The 21,672-nt window shown below is 42.0% G+C and carries 24 protein-coding genes and 2 other annotated features; of the genes, 2 read left to right on the top strand and 22 right to left on the bottom strand.

Annotated features, from left to right (window positions below; all coding sequences use genetic code 11):
• Positions 1 to 334 (top strand): IS3 family transposase (locus FFM62_RS04645; protein WP_137604531.1); only part of this gene is annotated, 334 nt, incomplete at its 5' end.
• A 59-nt stretch (positions 335 to 393) separates the two neighbouring features.
• On the opposite strand, the gene FFM62_RS04640 is transcribed toward FFM62_RS04645, so the two are convergent.
• From FFM62_RS04640 to cysS, 22 genes are all read right to left on the bottom strand, one after another.
• Complete coding sequence (locus FFM62_RS04640) at positions 394 to 1,269, bottom strand: serine hydrolase (RefSeq protein WP_168388671.1); 876 nt, start codon at positions 1,267 to 1,269, stop codon at positions 394 to 396.
• Between the two features lie 215 nt (positions 1,270 to 1,484).
• Complete coding sequence (gene rplL, locus FFM62_RS04635; protein WP_075270270.1) at positions 1,485 to 1,850, bottom strand: 50S ribosomal protein L7/L12; 366 nt, start codon at positions 1,848 to 1,850, stop codon at positions 1,485 to 1,487.
• 90 nt (positions 1,851 to 1,940) lie between these two features.
• Positions 1,941 to 2,444, bottom strand: a complete 504-nt coding sequence (gene rplJ / locus FFM62_RS04630) for a 50S ribosomal protein L10 (protein WP_075270271.1) — start codon at positions 2,442 to 2,444, stop codon at positions 1,941 to 1,943.
• Positions 2,445 to 2,473: 29 nt separating this feature from the next.
• Positions 2,474 to 2,601: a sequence feature (ribosomal protein L10 leader region), on the bottom strand.
• Positions 2,602 to 2,668: 67 nt separating this feature from the next.
• The gene (gene rplA, locus FFM62_RS04625) at positions 2,669 to 3,358 is read right to left on the bottom strand and encodes a 50S ribosomal protein L1 (protein WP_075270272.1); all 690 of its coding nucleotides are present in this window, start codon (positions 3,356 to 3,358) and stop codon (positions 2,669 to 2,671) included.
• 96 nt (positions 3,359 to 3,454) lie between these two features.
• Positions 3,455 to 3,880, bottom strand: a complete 426-nt coding sequence (gene rplK, locus FFM62_RS04620) for a 50S ribosomal protein L11 (RefSeq protein WP_075270273.1) — start codon at positions 3,878 to 3,880, stop codon at positions 3,455 to 3,457.
• Between the two features lie 143 nt (positions 3,881 to 4,023).
• Positions 4,024 to 4,578 (bottom strand): transcription termination/antitermination protein NusG, encoded by a 555-nt coding sequence (gene nusG / locus FFM62_RS04615; protein WP_075270274.1) that lies wholly within the window; start codon positions 4,576 to 4,578, stop codon positions 4,024 to 4,026.
• Positions 4,579 to 4,681: 103 nt separating this feature from the next.
• Positions 4,682 to 4,852 carry a preprotein translocase subunit SecE gene (secE, locus tag FFM62_RS04610; protein WP_115471056.1) on the bottom strand — a complete coding sequence of 57 codons (171 nt, stop codon included), beginning with the start codon at positions 4,850 to 4,852 and terminating at the stop codon, positions 4,682 to 4,684.
• A 23-nt stretch (positions 4,853 to 4,875) separates the two neighbouring features.
• A complete protein-coding gene (gene rpmG, locus FFM62_RS04605) occupies positions 4,876 to 5,025 on the bottom strand; it encodes a 50S ribosomal protein L33 (protein WP_075270276.1) in 150 nt (49 codons plus the stop codon).
• 68 nt (positions 5,026 to 5,093) lie between these two features.
• On the bottom strand, positions 5,094 to 5,645 hold the full coding sequence (locus FFM62_RS04600; protein WP_075270277.1) for a hypothetical protein: 552 nt from the start codon (positions 5,643 to 5,645) through the stop codon (positions 5,094 to 5,096).
• 119 nt (positions 5,646 to 5,764) lie between these two features.
• The gene (rlmB, locus tag FFM62_RS04595) at positions 5,765 to 6,571 is read right to left on the bottom strand and encodes a 23S rRNA (guanosine(2251)-2'-O)-methyltransferase RlmB (RefSeq protein WP_083603478.1); all 807 of its coding nucleotides are present in this window, start codon (positions 6,569 to 6,571) and stop codon (positions 5,765 to 5,767) included.
• Positions 6,555 to 6,980: a Mini-ribonuclease 3 gene (locus tag FFM62_RS04590; protein WP_115471055.1), complete on the bottom strand. Its 426-nt coding sequence runs from the start codon at positions 6,978 to 6,980 to the stop codon at positions 6,555 to 6,557. The genes rlmB and FFM62_RS04590 overlap by 17 nt, the downstream gene beginning before the upstream one ends.
• A gap of 53 nt (positions 6,981 to 7,033) precedes the next feature.
• Positions 7,034 to 7,654: an orotate phosphoribosyltransferase gene (gene pyrE, locus FFM62_RS04585; RefSeq protein WP_115471054.1), complete on the bottom strand. Its 621-nt coding sequence runs from the start codon at positions 7,652 to 7,654 to the stop codon at positions 7,034 to 7,036.
• Between the two features lie 3 nt (positions 7,655 to 7,657).
• Complete coding sequence (pyrF, locus tag FFM62_RS04580) at positions 7,658 to 8,365, bottom strand: orotidine-5'-phosphate decarboxylase (protein WP_115471053.1); 708 nt, start codon at positions 8,363 to 8,365, stop codon at positions 7,658 to 7,660.
• A complete protein-coding gene (locus FFM62_RS04575) occupies positions 8,362 to 9,333 on the bottom strand; it encodes a dihydroorotate dehydrogenase (RefSeq protein ID WP_115471052.1) in 972 nt (323 codons plus the stop codon). The genes pyrF and FFM62_RS04575 overlap by 4 nt, the downstream gene beginning before the upstream one ends.
• A gap of 38 nt (positions 9,334 to 9,371) precedes the next feature.
• Entirely contained in the window at positions 9,372 to 12,548 is a 3,177-nt protein-coding gene (gene carB, locus FFM62_RS04570; RefSeq protein WP_115471051.1) for a carbamoyl-phosphate synthase large subunit, read from the bottom strand.
• Complete coding sequence (locus FFM62_RS04565) at positions 12,541 to 13,626, bottom strand: carbamoyl phosphate synthase small subunit (protein WP_115471050.1); 1,086 nt, start codon at positions 13,624 to 13,626, stop codon at positions 12,541 to 12,543. Before FFM62_RS04565 ends, carB begins: the two co-directional genes overlap by 8 nt.
• Before the next feature lie 10 nt (positions 13,627 to 13,636).
• On the bottom strand, positions 13,637 to 14,914 hold the full coding sequence (gene pyrC / locus FFM62_RS04560; protein WP_115471049.1) for a dihydroorotase: 1,278 nt from the start codon (positions 14,912 to 14,914) through the stop codon (positions 13,637 to 13,639).
• The gene (locus FFM62_RS04555; RefSeq protein WP_115471048.1) at positions 14,895 to 15,818 is read right to left on the bottom strand and encodes an aspartate carbamoyltransferase catalytic subunit; all 924 of its coding nucleotides are present in this window, start codon (positions 15,816 to 15,818) and stop codon (positions 14,895 to 14,897) included. Before FFM62_RS04555 ends, pyrC begins: the two co-directional genes overlap by 20 nt.
• A 274-nt stretch (positions 15,819 to 16,092) precedes the next feature.
• Positions 16,093 to 17,049 carry a KpsF/GutQ family sugar-phosphate isomerase gene (locus tag FFM62_RS04550; RefSeq protein ID WP_115471047.1) on the bottom strand — a complete coding sequence of 319 codons (957 nt, stop codon included), beginning with the start codon at positions 17,047 to 17,049 and terminating at the stop codon, positions 16,093 to 16,095.
• Positions 17,033 to 17,884: a 3-deoxy-8-phosphooctulonate synthase gene (gene kdsA, locus FFM62_RS04545; RefSeq protein WP_115471046.1), complete on the bottom strand. Its 852-nt coding sequence runs from the start codon at positions 17,882 to 17,884 to the stop codon at positions 17,033 to 17,035. Before kdsA ends, FFM62_RS04550 begins: the two co-directional genes overlap by 17 nt.
• 200 nt (positions 17,885 to 18,084) lie before the next feature.
• The gene (locus FFM62_RS04540) at positions 18,085 to 18,564 is read right to left on the bottom strand and encodes an S-ribosylhomocysteine lyase (RefSeq protein WP_115471045.1); all 480 of its coding nucleotides are present in this window, start codon (positions 18,562 to 18,564) and stop codon (positions 18,085 to 18,087) included.
• 80 nt (positions 18,565 to 18,644) lie between these two features.
• Positions 18,645 to 18,857 (bottom strand) — a binding site (T-box leader).
• A 77-nt stretch (positions 18,858 to 18,934) separates the two neighbouring features.
• The gene (cysS, locus tag FFM62_RS04535) at positions 18,935 to 20,350 is read right to left on the bottom strand and encodes a cysteine--tRNA ligase (protein WP_115471044.1); all 1,416 of its coding nucleotides are present in this window, start codon (positions 20,348 to 20,350) and stop codon (positions 18,935 to 18,937) included.
• A gap of 232 nt (positions 20,351 to 20,582) precedes the next feature.
• Between cysS and FFM62_RS04530 the strand changes: the two genes are divergently transcribed.
• Positions 20,583 to 21,599 (top strand): aldo/keto reductase, encoded by a 1,017-nt coding sequence (locus FFM62_RS04530; protein WP_115471043.1) that lies wholly within the window; start codon positions 20,583 to 20,585, stop codon positions 21,597 to 21,599.
• Positions 21,600 to 21,672 lie beyond the last annotated feature (73 nt).

Here is a 21,672-nt window from a genome sequence, read left to right as displayed (position 1 = left end):
AAATACTAGACCCAAATTAAATTACCGTTTAACAATCCACTCTGACCAGGGATTCCAGTATCAAAATTATGAATATGTCTCACGTTTGCAGAACAACCATGTGTTTCAAAGTATGAGTCGCAAAGCGACCTGTCTAGATAATGCTATGGCGGAGAGCTTCTTTCATCTCTTGAAGGTAGGAACTGTCCATAATAACCATTATCAAAACTATGACGAGCTGAAGTCTGCCGTCAATAATTATATCTATTACTACAACAATAAACGGATTAAAACAAAGCTGGCCGGAAAAACTCCGGTTCAATACCGAAGTCTTTCCGACCAGCTAGTTGCTTAAACTTCTCTCCAATTTTTGGGGTTCAGTTCATCCCAACCGTTTTTTACCAAATATATTTTTTATTTCGATAACTCGCGATATGCTTGTTTTGATAGTTTTTCAATTAACTTAATGCCGTCTTCTTCTGTCTCGTCACCATTAGTCAAAACAGCTATCACATAGTCTGCTTGTTTATTTTTAACATGGCCGATACTATTGACGACCCAGCCATCATCAAGTGGTAACCAACCATTCTTGACTGATGTTTCAGCATCAGATGGGACGCCGCCGGTAATTCCCCAGCTTTGATTAGATTCAACGTGACTCATTAATTCCTTAGCATATTGCCGTGAGTCATCATTCAACGTATCACTACTATAAAAAAGATTGCGTAACAAAGTGACTTGATCCGGTGCTGTTGTGGTTGAATTACCCCAGGCTGACGCATCCATCTCTGAATCATTCATTGATAGTGTTGCAAACAAATCATTTGGCGCGGTATAACCACCCATTTGATATAACAGATTTGTTGTTGCGTCATTATCACTTTGTTCAATCATGGCTGTCGCCAATGTTTTTTGATTATCTGTCAGTGGATCATTCGTAGACTCATGTTTACTTAATAAGGTCGCCAGAACAGACACCTTCACAATACTAGCGGTAGAAAAAGTATCTTGATTGCTTTGTCGTAAGGTGATTGTCCTGTCATGTTTTTTATCATAAACGGCAACATCCACATTAGCATTTTCTTCTTTTAGTGTTTTTTGCCATGATTGGGACAGATTCTTTTTATAATTGACCTGTGTTTTTTTAGGAGTAATCGTTCGCATTATCTCCTCGTGGTGTGGCCATACGATGGCGATAACACCAATGGTCACAATTACCGCAATGGCAATTGATAACCACTTCATCTTTTTCTTTTTTGGGTTTTCTTCACGTGAACGTAACCCGCGCATGTTTTTATTATTCATAATTAATAGTATACGACAAGTTTCTATAAACAGTATTAACTAATTTTCTTAATTTTTTGGCAATTATGACATAAATATTGCTAAATGTCATTTTGCTTGTTACATCGGTTCAAGATAAAATTATTGCATAAAAAAAAGCTACTTGCATACACAAGTAGCTTTCTTTTTATAGTCATCTCTGACCACTTAAACGAATTTAATTACTTAACAGTAACTGAAGCACCAGTTTCTTCAAGCTTTGCCTTCAATTCGTTAGCGTCGTCTTCTGAAAGACCTTCCTTGATAACTGAAGGTGCATCGTCAACAAGACCCTTAGCGTCCTTCAAGCCCAAGCCAGTTGCTTCACGAACTGCCTTGATAACCTTAACCTTAGCAGTACCTGCTGAAGTCAACTCAACGTCGAATTCAGTCTTAGCAGCGGCGTCACCACCAGCTGCACCAGCAGCTGCAACAGGGGCAGCAGCTGAAACACCAAATTCTTCTTCGATAGCTGAAACCAAGTCAGCCAAGTCCATGATCGTAGCTTCCTTTAATGAAGCAATGATTGAATCCTTATCAAATGCCATGATAAATAATCTCCTCTTTATATTTGCGTTTTTTGCAATTTTAATTTTGGGCAATGCCCGGGAATTTAAGACGCGAAACTAAGCGAATGCTTAGGCTTCAGCCTCTTCCTTTGCGTCTGATACAGCTTTAACTGCATAGGCAACGTTGCGGACAGGTGCTTGCAATGTTGACAACAACATTGATAGCAAACCGTCACGGTCTGGTAATGCAGCATACTTATTGATTTCTTCAATAGATGCCATATTACCATCGATGAATCCACCCTTGATTTCCAAGGCATCGATATCATCAGCGTACTTCTTCAAAACACGGGCAGGTGCGATTGCATCGTCGTTTGAAAAGGCAACGGCTGAAGGACCAGCAAATAGGTCGTTCATATCTGACCAATCAGCAGCTTCAGCAGCGCGAACCAAGACTTTGTTCTTGATAACACGTAGTTCAACGCCTTCTCCACGTAATTCAGCACGCAACTTAGTTGACTCGTCAACAGTCAAGCCACGGACGTCAGCAACAACGGCAGACGTTGCGTTCTTGAACTTGTCGGCAACTTCGGCAACTTGTTGTGCTTTAACAGCAATGGTTGCTTCACTCATGGTATAATGTTCCTCCTGTTTAGATTTTGATTCTTACCAAAAGACCCTCAGTACAAACTGCACCGGGGGTCAAAAGTCGCTTTCGCGTTTTTTCACTTCCTCGGCGGGATATTGAGTCTTTCGACACCTGCGTCTTAGGTAGAATCGATATATTACTCTGACTACTTTAACAGGTAGTCGAGGAAGTGTCAACAAATACTTCTACTATATTTAGAAGGATCTAATTATAGTGAAGAAATGTCGATGTTCACAGCAGGACCAAATGTTGAAGCGATTGATACGTGTTGTACGTATGTTCCCTTAACAGCTGATGGGCGTGAACGCAAGATAACAGAAGCCAATGACTTGATGTTTCCTGCAAGCTTGTCAGCATCGAATGATACCTTACCAACTGGTACAGCAACGTTTCCGTCACGGTCAGTACGGTAAGTAACCTTTCCTGACTTAGCTTCTGAAACGGCCTTAGCTACGTCAAACGTAACAGTACCAGTCTTAGGGTTAGGCATCAAGCCCTTAGGTCCCAAGACACGACCAACACGTCCAACTTGTGCCATCATATCTGGTGTTGCAATAGCAACATCAAAGTCTAACCAGCCACCTTGGATACGTTGTACCAAGTCAGCGGCACCGACAACATCAGCACCAGCTTCTTCAGCTTCTTTAGCCTTATCACCTTGTGCAAAGACCACAACAGTTTGGTCCTTACCAGTACCGTTAGGCAAAACAACGGCACCACGCAATTGTTGATCAGCTTGACGCGTATCAACGTTTAAGTTAAATGCAATTTCAACAGTTGCATCAAACTTGGCAAAGTCAATATCCTTTACCAATGCAGCAGCTTCATCGACAGTGTAAACTTTGTTACTGTCAACCTTTTCAGCAGCTGCCAAATAATTCTTACCATACTTAGCCATGGTAGCTATTCCTCCTTGCAAACGCGGTCAAACGGTCATTGACCTCCCGCTTGATCTTGCCTAGTTTCCTATGCGATCCGTACGTTACTTGTTTAATTAACCTTCAACAGTGAAGCCCATTGAACGAGCAGTACCTTCGATCATGCGAACAGCTGCATCTACATCAGCTGCGTTTAGATCTTGCATCTTAGTTTCTGCAATTTCACGAACTTGTGCTGCAGTAACTGTAGCGACCTTCTTCGTGTTTGGCTCACCAGAACCCTTTTCAGTACCAGCGGCCTTCTTCAAAAGAACAGCTGCTGGAGGAGTCTTAGTGATGAACTCGAATGAACGATCTTCATACACAGTAATAACTACAGGGATCAACAAACCACCTTGATCGGCAGTACGAGCATTAAACTCCTTTGCGAATCCCATGATGTTAACACCAGCTTGACCCAAAGCAGGTCCAACTGGAGGTGCAGGTGTAGCCTTACCGGCTGGAATCTGCAACTTAACAATACTTGAAACTTTCTTAGCCACGATTGTTTCCTCCTTCGTGTTTGTGGTGTAAATGGCGCGTTTCGATTTACGCCTCCCACATATGTGCATAATAACAACACATACTAGATTATAATAACAAAACACCTAGCTTATAGCAAGCTAAGTGTTCAAATTTGTTATATTTATTTAACTGGCTTGATATCGTTAAATGAAATTTGCGTTGGTGTGTCACGACCAAAGATGTTGATCAAGATAGTAACTTCTTGACGTTCATCATCGATTGCTGTAATTTCACCACCTTGACCAGCAAAACTACCTGAAACAACATCAACTGAATCACCAACAACGACATCCAAGTGTTCAACCTTGCGTTCAACTAAATTCATGCGAGCAAGCATATCATCAACTTCTTCTGGTAGCAAAGGCACTGGCTTTGAACCACCACCGTGTGAACCTAAGAATCCAGTAACACCTGGTGTATTACGAACAACATACCAAGCTTCGTCAGTCATGATCATTTCAACCAAGGCATAACCCGGAAAATCATTTTCTTTAACAATCTTGGTCTCGCCATCTTTTTCAACTTCGACTTCTTGCTCTGGCACTAATACACGGAAAATATAATCCGTCATACCCATTGTTTCAATACGTGATTCCAAATTTGATTTCACGCGATTTTCATATCCTGCATATGTGTGCAAAACATACCATTGCTTATCGAATGACTCAGTTGCCATGATTGCCTCCTCAGACTGTTTGACGTAAATTTTTGTAAATTAAAAACCCTCTAAAATGAGGGTTTTATCTGCTAATTCATAGCTATAGTATAGCGCATTTTGTTTACTTAGACAACCAAGTAATTCCTTGTTCAAATACCCAGTCAGCGCCACCAAAAATAAGCGCAAAGGCTAATCCGGTAAACACAACGATGGTTGTATTATGGACATTTTCATTAAATGTTGGCCAAGTAACTGTATGCATTTCTTTAATAACACTTGATATAAACTTCATCTGTAAACCTCTGTTCGATGCTCTTACATTGTTTCCCGATGCAATGTGTGATTACCGCAATACTTACAATACTTTTTTACTTGTAAACGTTCAACACGAGTTGGCTTTTTAGCAACCATATAATTTCGTGAACCACAAACACTACATGCTAAAGCGACTTTTTTCTCTGCCATTTGGCGCCACCGCTATTCCTAACTTCTTTTTTAGTATAGTAAAGTTTAACACTTTTACTCCCAAACGGCTAGTTGTTTTTCATTTCCAAGCGATAGATCTGACGCCATTTACGTCGAATACCATAGCACCACGAACGTGAACGGTGGATCAGTTGGGCAGCTTCCGCCATACCATAACCTTGCACGAGCAAAAACACCAGTTCGCGCTCTTTACCAGGTAATGTTGCGTACCATTCCATAATAAAAGCCACCAAATTTTGCTGATGAACGGCATACCGTTCGCAAGCGGTTTGAGTTTCATAAGGTGCAATATCATCTTGTAAAGCAGGTACTTGAAAATCTAGTACCTTGTATTCACTGCGCCAAAGCTGGACAACATGGGTTTGCAAGGACTGTTTATAATACAATGTCAATGCTGCCCAAGTTTGATTATGCAATAATCGTAACGTTTTATGGAGCACGACCCGACATTCATGTTGCCAATCAATCGGCTGCGTGCGCACACGTTGTTGTTGGTAAGTCTTCCAAATCAAACCTTCAAATTCATGCAAGATGGCTTGAAAAGCTACCTCATCTCCCGCTTGGGCTGACAAAATTAAATCTGCTCGTTTATCACGCACCTGATTCACCCTTTCCTTACTAATGTAAGAAAAGCATACGTAAAGGCGAGCAATGTGTCACACTTATGTTAGTCACAGCAAATGCTGACCACCCAAATATGTTGCAAAAACATGGTTTCTTATGCCAATGGGTGACGACTATTATAACCTTGATAAATAAGCAAGCTTGCTGCTACCGAGGCATTCAAGCTTTGCACATGACCAATCATTGGAATGGCTAATGTTTCGTCAACAGACTTTTTCAATAGCGGCGAGATACCTTTACCTTCATTACCAATAATCAAGGCAGTTGCCCCATTAGCATCCCAGCGTCGATAATCCTTACCATTCATATCAGTACCAAACACCCAAACACCGCGTTCTTTCAATTGTTCAACGGTTTGTACCAGGTTGGTAACACGGGCAACGGGAACATGTTCAATTGCACCAGTTGACGTCTTGGCGACAACAGAGGTCAATTGTACCGCCCGGCGCTTAGGAATAATAATCCCGTGAACACCTGCTGCATCAGCAGTTCGCATGATTGACCCCAAGTTATGTGGATCTTCAATTGAATCTAATACCAAGAAAAAAGGTGCTTCATCTTTTTCAGCTGCTTTAGCAAATAACTCGTCAATCGTTGCATATGCATAAGCTGCAATTGATAACACGACTCCTTGATGGTTTTCACCATTAGTTAATTCATCAAGCTTTGCTTTTGGTGCATCTTGCATAACCAAGCCACGTTTTTTCGCTAAGTTCGTTAGTTCATGACGTGCTTTATCTGCCAATCCAGTCTGTAACCAAACTTTGTTGATTTCAGTCTTACCTTTCAACGCCTCGACAGCTGCATGATGTCCATAGACAAATTCAACTTGGTTATCTGCTGTCACCTCAGGTTTTTGTTGCTTGCTACCAACATGTTTTTTATTATTTCGTTGTCCCATGATTAACCGTTCGCCCACTTTCCACTTGTTTATAAATCCATGAAATTAATTCTTCGAAGCGTTCTGTCTGATCACTAGCACCTAAATAACCAAACACTGCTTCAAATCCGGTTGAAATGCGGTAGGTCACAACATCCGTATTTTTAGCCTTGGTATGTGAGTTAGCATTACGTCCACGTTTAAAGTATTTTTGTTCCGTTTCAGTATAAATTCCTTCTGCTTCGATTAACGCATATAATGCTGCATGTGCCTTGGCTGAGACATACTTCTTTGATTCACGTTGTAATTTTGCTGGCTTGGTAATGCCTTTCGCTAATAGGTGACGTCGAATATACACCTCATACACGGCATCGCCATAATAAGCTAAATCCAGCCCATTTAATTGTTCATAATTTATCTTCTCGTTCATGTTTCCTATCATACCATTTTATGCGTAAAAATTGGACATAAACTCATTGACAATTACGCCAGTGTTTGGTGCCAGCCAGCAATCATCGCTAACTCATCATGGGTAATTTCACCAGTTTCTTTTGCAACCTGAATTAAGCTAGAAAAATTAGTTAGCGATGAAAAAGTTGTCACCGCCTGTGAAAAGTTATCCGTGGCTGCTGGTAATTCATAAGAGAAAATAGCAGTGACCCCTAACACTTCACCACCAGCTGCCCGCGTTGCTTTAACAGCGCCCAAGACAGAACCACCGGTCGAAATCAAATCATCAATCAAAACAACCTTTTGACCACTTTGCAATGAACCTTCAATTTGTTTACCAGTCCCATGATCCTTGGGTTGTGCTCGTACATAAATTAATGGTAAGCCCAGTTTTTCAGCAACCCAGGCCGCATGCGGAATCCCCGCGGTCGCAACGCCCCCAATCACCTCAACATCTGGATATTGTTCTTTAATGAGAGTAACCAGACCGTCAATAATCGTTTTACGAGCTGTTGGAAATGAAATAACTTTACGGTTATCCGTATAAATTGGGCTTTTAATCCCTGATGCCCACGTGAATGGGTCATTTGGTTGTAATTTGACGGCATCAATATCTAATAATGCCTGTGCTACCGCTTGTTGATAATTTGTCATTTTTTACCCCTTATGAAATGCTGTCACAACTTGTTCGTATGTTGCTACTGGATCGACTGCTTGTGTAATGGAACGGCCGACAACAATCCCGTTCGTTCCCCTTTGTTGCGCCTGTGTCGGTGTCATCACACGACTCTGATCACCTTGCGCATCTCCTAATAAACGAATTCCTGGCGTAATCGACAAAAATTCGTCACTCGTTGCTTCATGAATAGCCTGCGATTCATAGGCTGAGGAAATAACGCCAGCTAAACCGGCCTGTTGCGCTAATTGTGCCAGATGGATCACAGAATCATTCAAAGAAACCGCAATCTGTTGCGTCGCTTGTAATTCGGCTTCCGTAAATGACGTGAGCTGCGTAATTGCCAAAAGCTTTGGTCCATGGGTAGCAGCCAGGGTCGCTTCTTTAGCTGCGGTCATCATGCGCACACCACCAGCAGCATGCAAGGTTAAATAATCAACGCCTAAACGAGCGATATTTTTTGTTGCCTGCCCGACAGTATGAGGAATGTCATACAATTTTAAGTCGAGAAAGACAATGTAGCCACGCTCTTTCAAGGCCGCTACAAAAGCTGGTCCTTCACGATAGAAAAGTTCCATCCCCACCTTAACCGCCAATTGCTGATCTGCTGGAAATTGATCCAGAAAACGCCAAGCAACTGTCGCTTCAGGAAAATCTAAGGCAATAAAAACTGGGTTCTGCACACTCATGCTTGCTCCTTCTTAATTGCTGTCCATTCATCTTCATTTTCAGGTAAGGCCCGCAATGCACCAGTAACGTCGCTCACTTTATCAAAATGATACTTATCTAGCGCCGCTGGTAAAGCATCAATCAACTTAGGCAATCGTAGCTTATCGACGCTATTCATGACACCAACTTGTACTGCACTAGCACCGGCCAACATTAGTTCTAAGGCATCATCAATCGATGACACGCCACCGACACCAATGATTGGAATGTGGACCACAGAGGCTGCTTCCCAAATCAATTCAACAGCAAGCGGATGAATCGCTTCACCTGACAAACCGCCCTTACCACGATATAAACGTGCTGAACGACTTTGCAAGTCTAAGCTCATCCCCACTAAAGTGTTGACCATCGTCAAACCATCAGCACCCGCATTTTCAGCAGTCACTGCTAGTGGCTTAATATCAGTCACGTTGGGTGATAACTTGGCATAAATCGGCTTTGACGTGGCTGCGCGCACAGCACTCACCACTGCATGGATGCCAGTCTCCGTTACGCCAAAGGCCCGGCCACCTTCATCAACATTGGGACATGATAGATTCAGTTCGATCGCATTAACGGTTTCTATATCGTCAATAATTTTTGCTAGTTGTACAAATTCATCAACGGTTGCCCCTGAAATTGACAACATCTTAGGTAAATCTGGTAATTTTTCAGCCAGTTCCGGCAAAAAATCGGCGGTCACGGCATCTATTCCTGGATTAGCTAAACCAACCGAATTTAAGACACCGGCTTTGGTATTGACGATCCAAGGTTGTGGATTCCCCGTCCGTGGGGTCAACGTTGTCGTCTTTAACACCAAAGCCCCTAACTGATTAAGGTCAAAATCATCCATATGATCAAGGCCGTAATAGAAGGCACCTGACGATGGCATAAATGGATTTTTAAGTGTTAAACCTAGTAAAGAAACGGCGTAGCGTTCATCATTCATGTGCGAATTCTCCTTTATTATTGCCAGTCTTATTGTTGTTATGCAGGGGTAACCGTAAAGGCTTGTGATTCAAGGACACTTAACAGGGCCTTCACGGTATCAAAGGCTGTAAAGAGTGGTACCGCATTCTCAATCGCAGCATTACGAATCAAGCGACTGTCGTTGACTGTGGCCACATCTTGGTGCGTTGAATTAATGACTAACTGTAAATCACCTTGGCTCAAGGCCGTTACGGCATTGTGCTTCGTTTCACTGATTTTATCTAGCACTTGGACGTTCAAACCGTTGTGCATGAAATAATCACCCGTTCCAGCTGTTGCAAACAATTGGAACCCTAGTTCATTAAAACGCTTTGCTAATGCCAAAGCCTCAACCTTATCTTCATCAGCAATGGTAAACAACACATTCCCTTCATGTGGAATCTTAATATTTGAAGCGACAAAGGCTTTGTAAAGGGCCTTTTCGAAGGTCTTATCTGAACCCATGACTTCACCCGTTGATTTCATCTCAGGTCCTAATAGTGAATCTACCGCTGGTAACTTGGTGAATGAAAAGATTGGTGACTTGACGTGCACCATCTTTGATTCAGGAACCAAGCCAGTTTCAAAGCCCATGTCTGCCAACTTTTCCCCTAGCATGACACGTGTGGCTAATTGTGCCAATTTCAAGTGCGTTACTTTTGAAATAAACGGTACTGTTCTTGATGCACGTGGGTTAACTTCGATCACATAAGCTGTGTCTTCATGAATAACAAACTGCACATTCATCAAGCCAATCGTATCCAAACTCTTAGCTAAGGCGATTGATGCAGTGGTGATTTCTTGCTTCACTTTGTCAGACAATGTTTGCGTTGGATAAACCGACATTGAATCACCTGAATGGACTCCGGCACGCTCAATGTGTTCCATAATTCCTGGAATAACCACCGTTTCACCATCAGAAAGTACATCAACTTCGGCTTCAGAACCGACCAAATATGAGTCGATTAATACGGGATGATCATGTGAAACTTGGACCGCCCGTCCCATATAATCTTGTAGTTCAACCTCATTATTCACGATTTCCATGGCACGACCACCTAAGACGTACGATGGACGGACCAACACTGGATAACCTACTTCTTCAGCCGCGTGCAAAGCGTCACCAATCGTTGTCGCAGTTTTACCCATTGGTTGCGCTAGCGCTAATTGCTTGATCACTTGATCGAACTCTTCACGATCCTCGGCACGATTCAAGTTAGCCACACTAGTTCCTAAGATATTCACACCTGCATTAGCCAGTGGTTCTGCCAAGTTAATGGCAGTTTGACCACCAAACTGCACAACGACCCCGATTGGTTGCTCCAAATTAATCACATTGCGCACATCTTCCAAAGTTAATGGCTCGAAATACAACTTATCTGAAACCGAGAAGTCCGTTGAAACCGTTTCGGGATTAGAATTCATAATAATTGCTTCATAACCAGCGGCTTGAATAGCCTTGACCGCATGGACAGTGGCATAGTCGAACTCAACACCTTGACCGATACGGATAGGTCCTGATCCAAGCACCAACACGCTTTGTTTATCAGTGACAATTGATTCATTCTGCTCTTCATAAGTTGCATAGTAATAAGGTGTTTGTGACGCAAATTCAGCTGCCACCGTATCAACCATTTTATAAACGGGTTGAATGGCTGCATCTTCCCGTAACGATGTAACATCAGTAGCTGACCATTGCCAGATATCCGCGATGGTCTGATCGGCAAAACCATTTTGCTTGGCTTGTTGTAATGATTGTTCCTCGCCAACATGTTGTGCCAGATTTTCTTCAATTTCAATGAGATGGAGCACCTTATCCAAGAAGAAGTAATCAATCTTCGTCCGGTTATGGATTTCATCTATTGAAACACCCCGACGTAGTAATTCACCAATCATGAACAAACGATCATCACGTGCGGGCATCAAGTCATTTAACAACTTTTCAGTTGAAATCTCGGCAAAGTTAAGATCACGCAGACCAATGGCGCCAATTTCTAATGAACGGACCGCCTTATTCATGGCTTCTTCAATATTGCGACCAATAGCCATAACTTCACCAGTGGCCTTCATTTGTGTACCTAAATGACGGTCAGCGGTTGCGAATTTGTCAAATGGCCAACGTGGAATTTTGACAACCACATAGTCCAAGGCTGGTTCAAAGGCGGCCTTTGTTGTCCCAGTAACTGGGTTGATAATTTCGTCCAATGTCAAACCAACTGCTATTTTTGCCGCCATCTTGGCAATGGGGTAACCCGTTGCTTTTGAGGCCAAAGCTGATGAACGTGACACACGTGGATTAACTTCGATAATATCGTAGTTAAACGAATTTGGATCCAAGGCCATTTGAATGTTGACCCCACCTTCGATTTTCAAAGCTCGAATAATCTTCAAGGCTGCGTCACGCATCATTTGCAATTCACGGTCAGACAAAGTTTGGACTGGTGCCACCACAATTGAATCACCCGTATGAACACCAACTGGGTCAAAGTTTTCCATTGAAGCCACAATCAAAGCATTGTCAGCTGCATCACGCATAACTTCAAATTCAATTTCCTTGTAACCGGCGATTGATTGCTCAATCAACACCTGGGTAACCGGTGACAGCTCTAAGCCATTTGCCGCGATTGCTTTTAATTCTTCTTCATCATTGGCAATTCCACCACCAGTACCACCTAAGGTATAAGCTGGTCGCACAATAACCGGGTAGCCACTTGTTTCAGCAAATGACAAAGCTTGTTCAACCGTAACTGCAATCATTGATTCAGGAACTGGTTCGTTTAGGCGGGTCATTAGATTTTTAAAGGCTTCGCGATCCTCAGCCTCTTCAATCGCTGATAATTTTGTTCCTAATAAGATAATGCCTAATTCGTCCAAAATACCTGTTTCGGCCAGTTGCTTGGCCATGTTCAAACCAGTTTGACCACCCAAGGTTGGCAAGATGGCATCAGGACGTTCCTTGCGCAGAATTCGTGATAAAAACTCTAATGATAATGGCTCAATATAAACCTCATCAGCGATTTCACTATCTGTCATAATCGTGGCGGGATTTGAGTTCACCAAAACGACCTCGTAGCCCTCTTCTTTTAGTGACATCGCAGCTTGGGTACCTGAATAATCAAATTCAGCTGCTTGGCCGATAATAATCGGACCTGAACCAATTACTAAAATTTTATGAATATCTGTACGTTTAGGCATGTTGCATTTGTCCTTTCTTAGTGGCGACGATCATTTCTAGGAAGTCATCAAATAAATATTCAGCGTCATGGGGACCAGGTGCTGCATCCGGATGGAATTGCACTGAAAAAGCAGGTCGATTTTTTAATTGCAATCCTTCAACAGTGTGGTCATTAATTTCCTCATGGGTAATTTCTAAATCGGTTCCAACGATTGATTCAGCCGCAACCGCATAACCATGATTTTGTGAGGTGAAATCAATTTGATCCTTCACTAAATTACGAACTGCATGATTGAAACCACGATGACCGAATTTTAATTTGTAGGTTTCAGCTCCGTTAGCCAGCGCGAATAATTGATGTCCCAAGCAAATACCCATTAGAGGCAAAGTTTCTTGTAGTTCACGAATAACTGGTAAAATATGCGCCACTGCCTCTGGATTGCCTGGACCATTTGACAGCATGACCCCATCTGGTGCCATGTCCAAAATCGTTTGTGCCTCAACATCAGCTGGGAAAACCATCACGTTAACGCCACGTTTTGCTAATGAACGTAAAATCGAATTTTTCAAACCGAAGTCGATCAAAGCAATTGATAAACCTTCAGTAGGATTGACATAGGTTGTTTTCGTCGTCATTGCAGCCACTTCATTGATATCTGCTTGAATATCTTGGAGCTTCGCAACCGTGTCCGCCTGAATTTCGTCAACAATGGCCGCCTTCATGACCCCATGTTCACGAATTTCCTTAGTCAACGCCCGCGTATCAACGTTGGTAATCCCTGGTAAATCCATTTTTTCAGCCCATTCGGCAATCGACATTTGTTGGCGCCAATTTGATGGGCGCCGCGCAATTTCATGAGCCACAATTGCCGTTGCAGTTGGCTTTAGTGATTCATAATCATCACGATTAATCCCATAATTACCAATTAGTGGATAAGTAAAGGTCAATATTTGTCCAAAATAAGAAATGTCCGTCAATGATTCTTGATAACCGGTCATCCCCGTATTAAAAACAATCTCTCCTTCCACAACTTTCTCTGAACCAAAACCTTCACCGGTATAAATTGAACCATTTTCTAAAACAAGATAGCGTTGCATCTTTACCCCCTTATGCTTCGTAAGCAACCTGACCGTCGACTAATGTTAATACTGTTTGTCCATAAATCGTCGCACCGATAAACGGTGTGTTGACCCCCTTCGAAAGGAATTCATCTGCTGTAATCGTATGGGCATGAGCGATATCAAATAATGCTAAATCTGCTGGTGCCCCAACCGTTAACTCGCTTTGTCCGGGTAAGTTAAATGCCACTCGTGGTTGAACAACCATCCATTGTAGTAATTGTTCTAGTGTGGCAATTCCTGATTTCACAAAATGTGTATACATCAATTGAAAACTTGTTTCAATCCCTGTAATACCAAAGGCTGCGCCAATGAATGAGCGTTGTTTTTCTGCCAAACTATGTGGCGCATGATCTGTTGCGACCATATCGATCGTGCCATCTAGCAAACCCGCAATAACAGCTTGGCGATCAGTTGGCGTACGCAATGGCGGATTCATCTTAAAGTAGGCATTATCACCAGTAATATCAGTTTCATCAAGTAACAAATGGTGTGGTGACACTTCAGCCGTTACCTGTACACCTTGCGACTTGGCACAACGAACTAAGTCAACCGATTCCTTCGTTGAAATATGCGCCACATGATAGTGGACCCCAGTTGCTTTGGCGATTACCAAGTCTCGTGCCAACTGCGATGACTCAGCTAGTGGATCAATCCCTGGCAAGCCCAATTCTTTTGAGCGCTTGCCTAGATTCATCACACCGCCATTAACAAGTGATTCATCTTCAACATGGGCAACTAATGGTCGCTTAACCTTAGCGGCTGCTTGCATGGCAGTTAACATCGTAGCGGCCGTTTGAACACCTTTACCATCATTCGTAAAGGCAATGGCGCCATCTGCAGCTAAGGCCTCCATGTCACTCACGTCAGCTGATGTCAGTCCTTCTGAAATCGCTGCATATTGGTAAATATGCACCCGGCCATTTGCTTCATTATTGTCTTTAATTTGTGTAAACGCAGCTGGCGTTGCTGGTACCGGATCAAGATTTGGCATTGCTAGCACCGTCGTAAATCCACCACGAGCTGCTGCCTGAGAACCGGTCGCCACCGTTTCTTTATAGGCAAACCCAGGTTCACGGAAATGCACATGAACATCCACTAACCCCGGTGTCAACAAAGCACCTTGCGCATCAATTGTGCGTGTGGCTGGTGTTGTGATTTCGTCGGCAATTTCAGCAATTTTCCCTTCACTGATTAAGACATCTTGCAGTTTCAACTCATTATCATGTACTAATAAATGCGCCTGTTTAATTAGTAATCGTGTCATAGCTTTTCTCCTCAATCATTGCACTTAAGATTGCCATTCTGGCATACACCCCATTAGCCATTTGCGTGAATATCCGCGCTTTATCAGCTTCAACTAAGTCATCGGCGATTTCAACACCACGGTTCACTGGTGCGGGGTGCATAATAATCGCATCATCTTTTAACTGGTTATACCGTTCATGAGTCAAGCCAAACTGTTCGTGATATTCATCGATTGAAAATTTTTGATTTTCGTCGGCTGCCAAGCGTTCATGTTGTACGCGTAGTAACATCAGCACATCAATGTCGTTTAAATCTTCATCGATAGCTTGATAATTACCATATTGATCAAAATCTGTTGGATACCAGTCTGCCGGTCCGGCAAAACTAACCGTCGCTCCTAACCGGTTTAAAATTTCGGCATTTGAGCGTGCGACTCGTGAATGTGATAAATCACCGACGATTCGGATATGCAAGCCTTCAAAGTAACCAAACTGTTCATAAATCGTCATCAAATCCAAGAGACTCTGTGACGGATGCTGCCCATTACCATCCCCCGCATTGACTAGCTTTGGCATCAGTGGTGATTGTTCCTCAATAAGTGGCCGATACCAATCATTGATACTGTGGCGTAACACCACGACATCCACACCGATGGCGCCAAGCGTCTTTAACGTATCGCTTAAACTTTCCCCCTTTTGTGTGGAACTCGTTGCTGCATTGATATTAATTGTCGACCAGCCTAGTTTACTTTCAGCCATTTGAAAGCTGCTAGCAGTACGTGTTGAATTTTCAAAAAATAGATTAGCGACATGTTGCGTCATTTGTGGTAAATCTTTCTCCCCATTCTTATAGGCTAAACTAGCCACGATGAGTGAAGTAATTGCTTGTGTTGATAACTGATTCAAATTCACAAAGTTCCGCATGATAATCTCCTTATTGATTACACAAAAAAAGCCTTAGGAATCCAGTGGGTTCCTAAGGCTTGTCATTCAATTAGTCATACAGTTATCCCTGTTAAGGTACTGTTTACCAATCAACGTCACCCTTGATAGTCTCACTGGACTACACTTAAAAGGTATTAATGATTGGTAATAATATAGCACGGTTACATACTTTAGTAAACAGTTTAACTATTTTTATGTTTTTATTAAAACGTTTAATGTATTGGCGTTAACGTATAAAATAATTTTAATTTATTTATTCATCAAGAACATCATGAATCGTAATAATCCCAACAACCTCACCTGCCTCTTCAACAACTAAGTTGGAGATATTATGTGACGCCATTTTCTTCCAAGCAGAACTATTACGCTTATTGGCATCGATGCTAACGAACCCTTCGGTCATATAATCTGCTGCCGTTGATTTTTTAACCATTGGTACCTGTAGCATTTTCTTACGGATATCGCCATCAGTCACGATACCAACCACATTGTCATCATCATCTTTGACCAACGTCATCCCAACACTAAAATCACTGATCCGATAAATCACATCATTGATTGGGGTATGGATGCGGACATACGGAATTTTTGTATGCATCACATTCTTAACGCGCTGCAACAACAACTTTCCAATCGAACCTCCCGGATGATACAAAGCAAAATCATCACGTGTAAATTCGTTTGCTTTCTGAACGGCGATCAGCAATGCATCACCAACTACTAAGGTTGCAGTCGTTGAACTAGTTGGGGCTAATTTCGTTGTGTCCGCTTCAACAGCCACATCAACAATTAGTGGATAACTGGAATTTTGGGCCAAAGTTGATTCAGGAGCTCCCGTTAGCGCCACCGTTTTTAATTCATCATCGAAAATCTGTCGCAGGGCAAAGAACGTCTGCAGCACCTCTTGGGTTTCACCACTATTAGAGACAAAGAAAACCAAATCATCTGCTGATACGCGTCCCAAATCACCGTGAAAGGCATTTCCCGCATCAATAAAGAAACTGGCAACACCAATTGATGAAAACGAAGCTGCAATCTTTTCAGCAATAATCCCTGATTTTCCAATAGCAATAAAAATTAAACGACCAGTAGTCTCTAATACTGCGTCAACTACTTGGTCGAAACTTTCGTCCAGTTCATCACGTACCTTCTCTAAAGCTGTAATTTCAGTATTGAACGTCTCTTTTGCATCATTATAGTAAGTCTTCATCTGCATACACCGCCTTATTCTCAAGATGTTGATGGAATAATCGATTAGCTTCTTCTAAAATAGGTCGTGCCTTTGATAGATATAATTGACTATCCTGATCTGAGATTGCCTTGGGTGGATTTGGATGTACTTCAGCAAAGATACCATCAATCCCAATTGATAACGCTGCGCGCAATAATGGGAAAACATAGTCACGATTACCACCTGAATGATTACCATAACCACTTGGAATCTGTACTGAATGCGTTGCATCAAAGATAACTGGATAATCGGTTTGACGCATTTGAATCAAGCTCGTCATGTCAACAACTAGTTGATGATAACCGAACATCGTACCTCGTTCAGTCACCAGGATATGTTCATTCTGAGAAGCGACCTTGTTGACGGCACTTTGAATATCTTCGGGAGCCATAAACTGGGCCTTCTTAATATTAACGACCCGTCCCGTCTTAGCAGCCGCCAATAGCAAATCAGTTTGACGACTTAAAAATGCTGGAATCTGCAAAACATCTGCTACCTCAGCAACCGGTGCACATTGATATGATTCATGCACATCAGTCACGATGGGTACATGATAATTTTCCTTAATTTGACGTAAGACCTCAAGTCCTGCTTCCATACCAGATCCACGATCTGATGAAATCGAACTACGATTAGCCTTATCAAATGATGACTTAAAAACATAATTAATGCCTAATTCGTCAGTTATTTCTTTTAATTCCTCAACGACCTCGGCACAAGTTTCATAAGATTCTATGGCACATGGTCCTGCTAGTAAAGTTAAACGATCGTCCTTAAAGCCGTACTCATGAAATACTTCACTAATTTTTGGCATATTCTTCTCCCCCGTTCTTAACTAGTGCATCTAAAATTAAAGAATTTTAATTTTTATGTATTATAGCCTGTTTTCATATTTTTTGCACCTCTTAACACTCAGCGGGAGCTTGTTACTAAAATAAAAAAACTGGTTAATCCTTATTAAATAAAGGGTTGACCAGTTTATAAATTTAATGACCACATCGTGGCATTTTTCACTTAGACTTCGACGACATGACGTACATATGGATCATCTGAGAAACCTTGTTCAAGAATAATCTTTGACCATTCTTTAGCTGAATGTAGACTGTGATCCTTGTAGTTACCACATTCTTTAGCAACCGTTGCTGGGACATCATCCCAAGTGATATCATCACGAATCTTACGCAAGACACGTGTAAACGTTTCAGCAACCTGCGTTGGCGTGTAATCTACCCAACTAATAATGTGGAATCCAGTACGACAACCAAATGGTGAAATATCAATAATACCATCTAGTTCATCACGTACCAGACTGGCAAATAAGTGCTCCAATGTGTGAACCCCAGCCGTTTCCATAGCGGTTTCGTTTGGCTGTGTCAAACGCAAATCATAATTTACAATTTGTCCCCCATTTGGACCTTGTTGCGTCTCAATCTTACGCACGTAAGGTGCCTTTACCTTTGTGTGATCCAATGTAAAGCTTTCAACTTCTGCCATGTTTAAATCCCTCCTATATGTTTCTTTTCCCTATATCTGCATTATAACAACTAACAAAAACGTCCCGCAATCATTTCTGATTACGGGACGTCACCACGTGTTACCACCCGAGTTCGATAAGCCGCTGCTTATCCTCTAAACGTTATAACGAGCGTCCCCGAATGGCACTAGCGATTTTGTTCATGTCATTATGACTCCGAGACCATCTTCTAGCAACGTCATTACTAGTTTTCACCAACCACTAGCTCTCTCAAAATGACTAATCACTATACTCATCTCTTCTATGTCGATACGCTTATCCTAAATCTTCCAGTAAATTGTGTCAACAGTAAAATTAAAACTCTCTCATTTTAAATCGCTTCAGAATGCCTTACTGACGATGCCACCGTGTACCTTGTGGTGTATCTTCCAAAATAATACCTTGTTCAGCTAACAAATCACGAATCTCATCTGAACGCGCAAAATTCTTGTTGGCACGTGCATCATCACGTTCTTTAATCAGCGTTTCAATATCATCATCCAATAATTCATCTTCTGATAAACTATCAACACCAAAAACACCCATTAATGTCGCAATTTTATCCAAGATAAAGTTAACGGTATCCTGATAAACGACTTCAGCAGACGTATACTGGTTGGCTAAATCAACTAAGCCATAGATAGCAGTTAATGCATTCGGCGCATTAAAATCATCATCCATTGCCGAATTGAATTGGTCAACTAATTCAGTGGCGGCTGCATCAACGGTCGTCTCATCCCCAGCAATCGCATCAGCCAGACGGAACTCTAGATTACGATAACCGGTACGAATCCGATCCAGATTATTAGCTGCTTGTTTCATATTACTATCTGAATATGCAATGGCGCGACGATATTGCGTGGTTGCCATAAAGAACCGCAAGACCGCTGGATCATCAATTTGTTGCAATAAATCGTGGACAGTTACGAAATTACCCAAAGACTTCGACATCTTTTCGTTTTCATCACCAACCGTCACAAAACCATTATGCAACCACTTATTAACAAATTGTTCACCCGTATGTACTTCACTTTGGGCAATTTCATTTGTATGGTGTGGAAATGCCAAATCAATCCCACCACCATGGATATCAAAGTGGTTACCCAGGTATTTCGTTGACATCACTGAGCATTCAATGTGCCAACCGGGCCGACCTTTACCCCATGGCGAATCCCAAGCAATGGCCCCATCACCATGCTCACCTTTCCAGACTGCAAAGTCCATCGGATCCTCTTTGCGTGTTAGTTCTTCATCATCCAATCGGCCAGCTGCATTAGACGTCATTTCATCTAGATTCTGGTGAGCTAGGGCACCATAATTCTTAAACTTCTTCGCACGATAATAAACATCCCCAGCTGATTCATACGCATAACCTTTTGCAATCAAGTCGGCAACAAAATCAATAATCTCTGGAATATGCTCAGTTGCCCGTGGGCGCACGGTTGCCGGCTTAATGTTTAATGCTGCCGTATCTTCATTGAAAGCAGCAATATATTTATCAGCTAACCCAGGGACCGTAATACCTTGTTCAGCCGCTGCCTTAATCATTTTGTCATCAACATCCGTAAAGTTGGAAACATAGTTCACTTGATAACCACGATACTCAAAATAACGGCGGATAGTATCAAACGCAATAGCAGAACGCGCATTACCAATATGAATATAGTTATAGACGGTGGGTCCACAGACGTACATATTGATTGTGTCATCATGTATTGGGTGGAATGGTTCTTTTTCCAACGTCATCGTATTGAACATTTTAATCATATTCGCGTCCCTCTCTCTTAAAAAAATATCATTTTTATATGGTCTACATAAATAGTTCAACTACTATGCAAGCTCACACCCATATTTTACCATAAATTCATCACCTGCTTGAATGCGGATTCAATAAGCTACGACAGCTATTTTTACGTCCCTAACTTGGATAAATAACCGATAACAGTTACAATTAGCCTTGAAACTATTTCACGAACTACTAATAGGGGGAAGATACGATATGTATCAAGCAAATGAACATCGATATGACAACATGGTTTACAACCGTGTTGGTAAGAGTGGTTTGAAATTATCAGCATTTGGATTAGGGTTGTGGCACAACTTCGGTAGTGTCGACCCAATTGAAAATCAGCAAGCAATTATTCATCAAGCGTTTGACTTGGGGATTACCTATTTTGACTTAGCAAATAATTACGGCCCTGTACCAGGTAGTGCTGAAAAGAATTTCGGTGAGATCATGGCTCACGATATGCATGCTTATCGTGATGAACTCGTGATTGCTAGTAAAGCTGGTTACGAAATGTGGGATGGTCCATACGGCAACTGGGGCTCAAAGAAGAGTATCATCGCCAGCGCTGACCAAAGTCTACGTCGTCTTCAGTTAGACTATGTTGATATTTTTTATTCACATCGCCCAGATCCTGAGACACCAGTTGAAGAAACTGCTTTAGCCCTTGACCAGTTGGTTCGTTCGGGCAAAGCATTGTACATTGGTATTTCTAACTACTCAGGCGCACAAACTAAGGCAATCATTGATGTCTTCAAGGAACTAAAGACACCATTCATCGTGCATCAACCTCGTTACAATATGTTTAATCGCCAAATTGAGAGCGACTTACTCCCAGTACTACGTGAAGAAGGCAAAGCCGCCGCTGTGTTTAGCCCACTTTCACAAGGATTATTAACGGATAAATACCTAAATGGTGTCCCTGAGAATTCCCGTGCTGCCAAGTCTACTAGTCCGTTCTTACACCCACATCAAGTCGAAGCAACTATTAAAACTGTGCAACAATTAAACGAAGTTGCACAGCAACGTGGACAAACTTTGGCTGAGATGGCCCTTGCTTGGAACTTACGTGAGCCAGAAATCGCTAGTGTGATTATTGGTGCCAGCCGACCACAACAATTGGTCGATAACGTCAAAGCGCTAGATAATTTGTCATTTAGTGATGAAGAATTAGCAAAGATCGATGACATTTTGGATCAACAACCAGCTATTGATTGGAAAAAAGATTAGAGTGTGACAAAAGTTGGTTTGAAGCCGGTGTGTCACGCAATATATACAAAAATAGGATGGCACATTTCTTGTG

It is taken from the genome of Weissella thailandensis (assembly GCF_005405465.1).
Lineage (GTDB): Bacteria > Bacillota > Bacilli > Lactobacillales > Lactobacillaceae > Weissella > Weissella thailandensis.
Note: the sequence above shows the minus strand (reverse complement) of the source record. Positions and strands in the feature narration are given on the sequence as shown.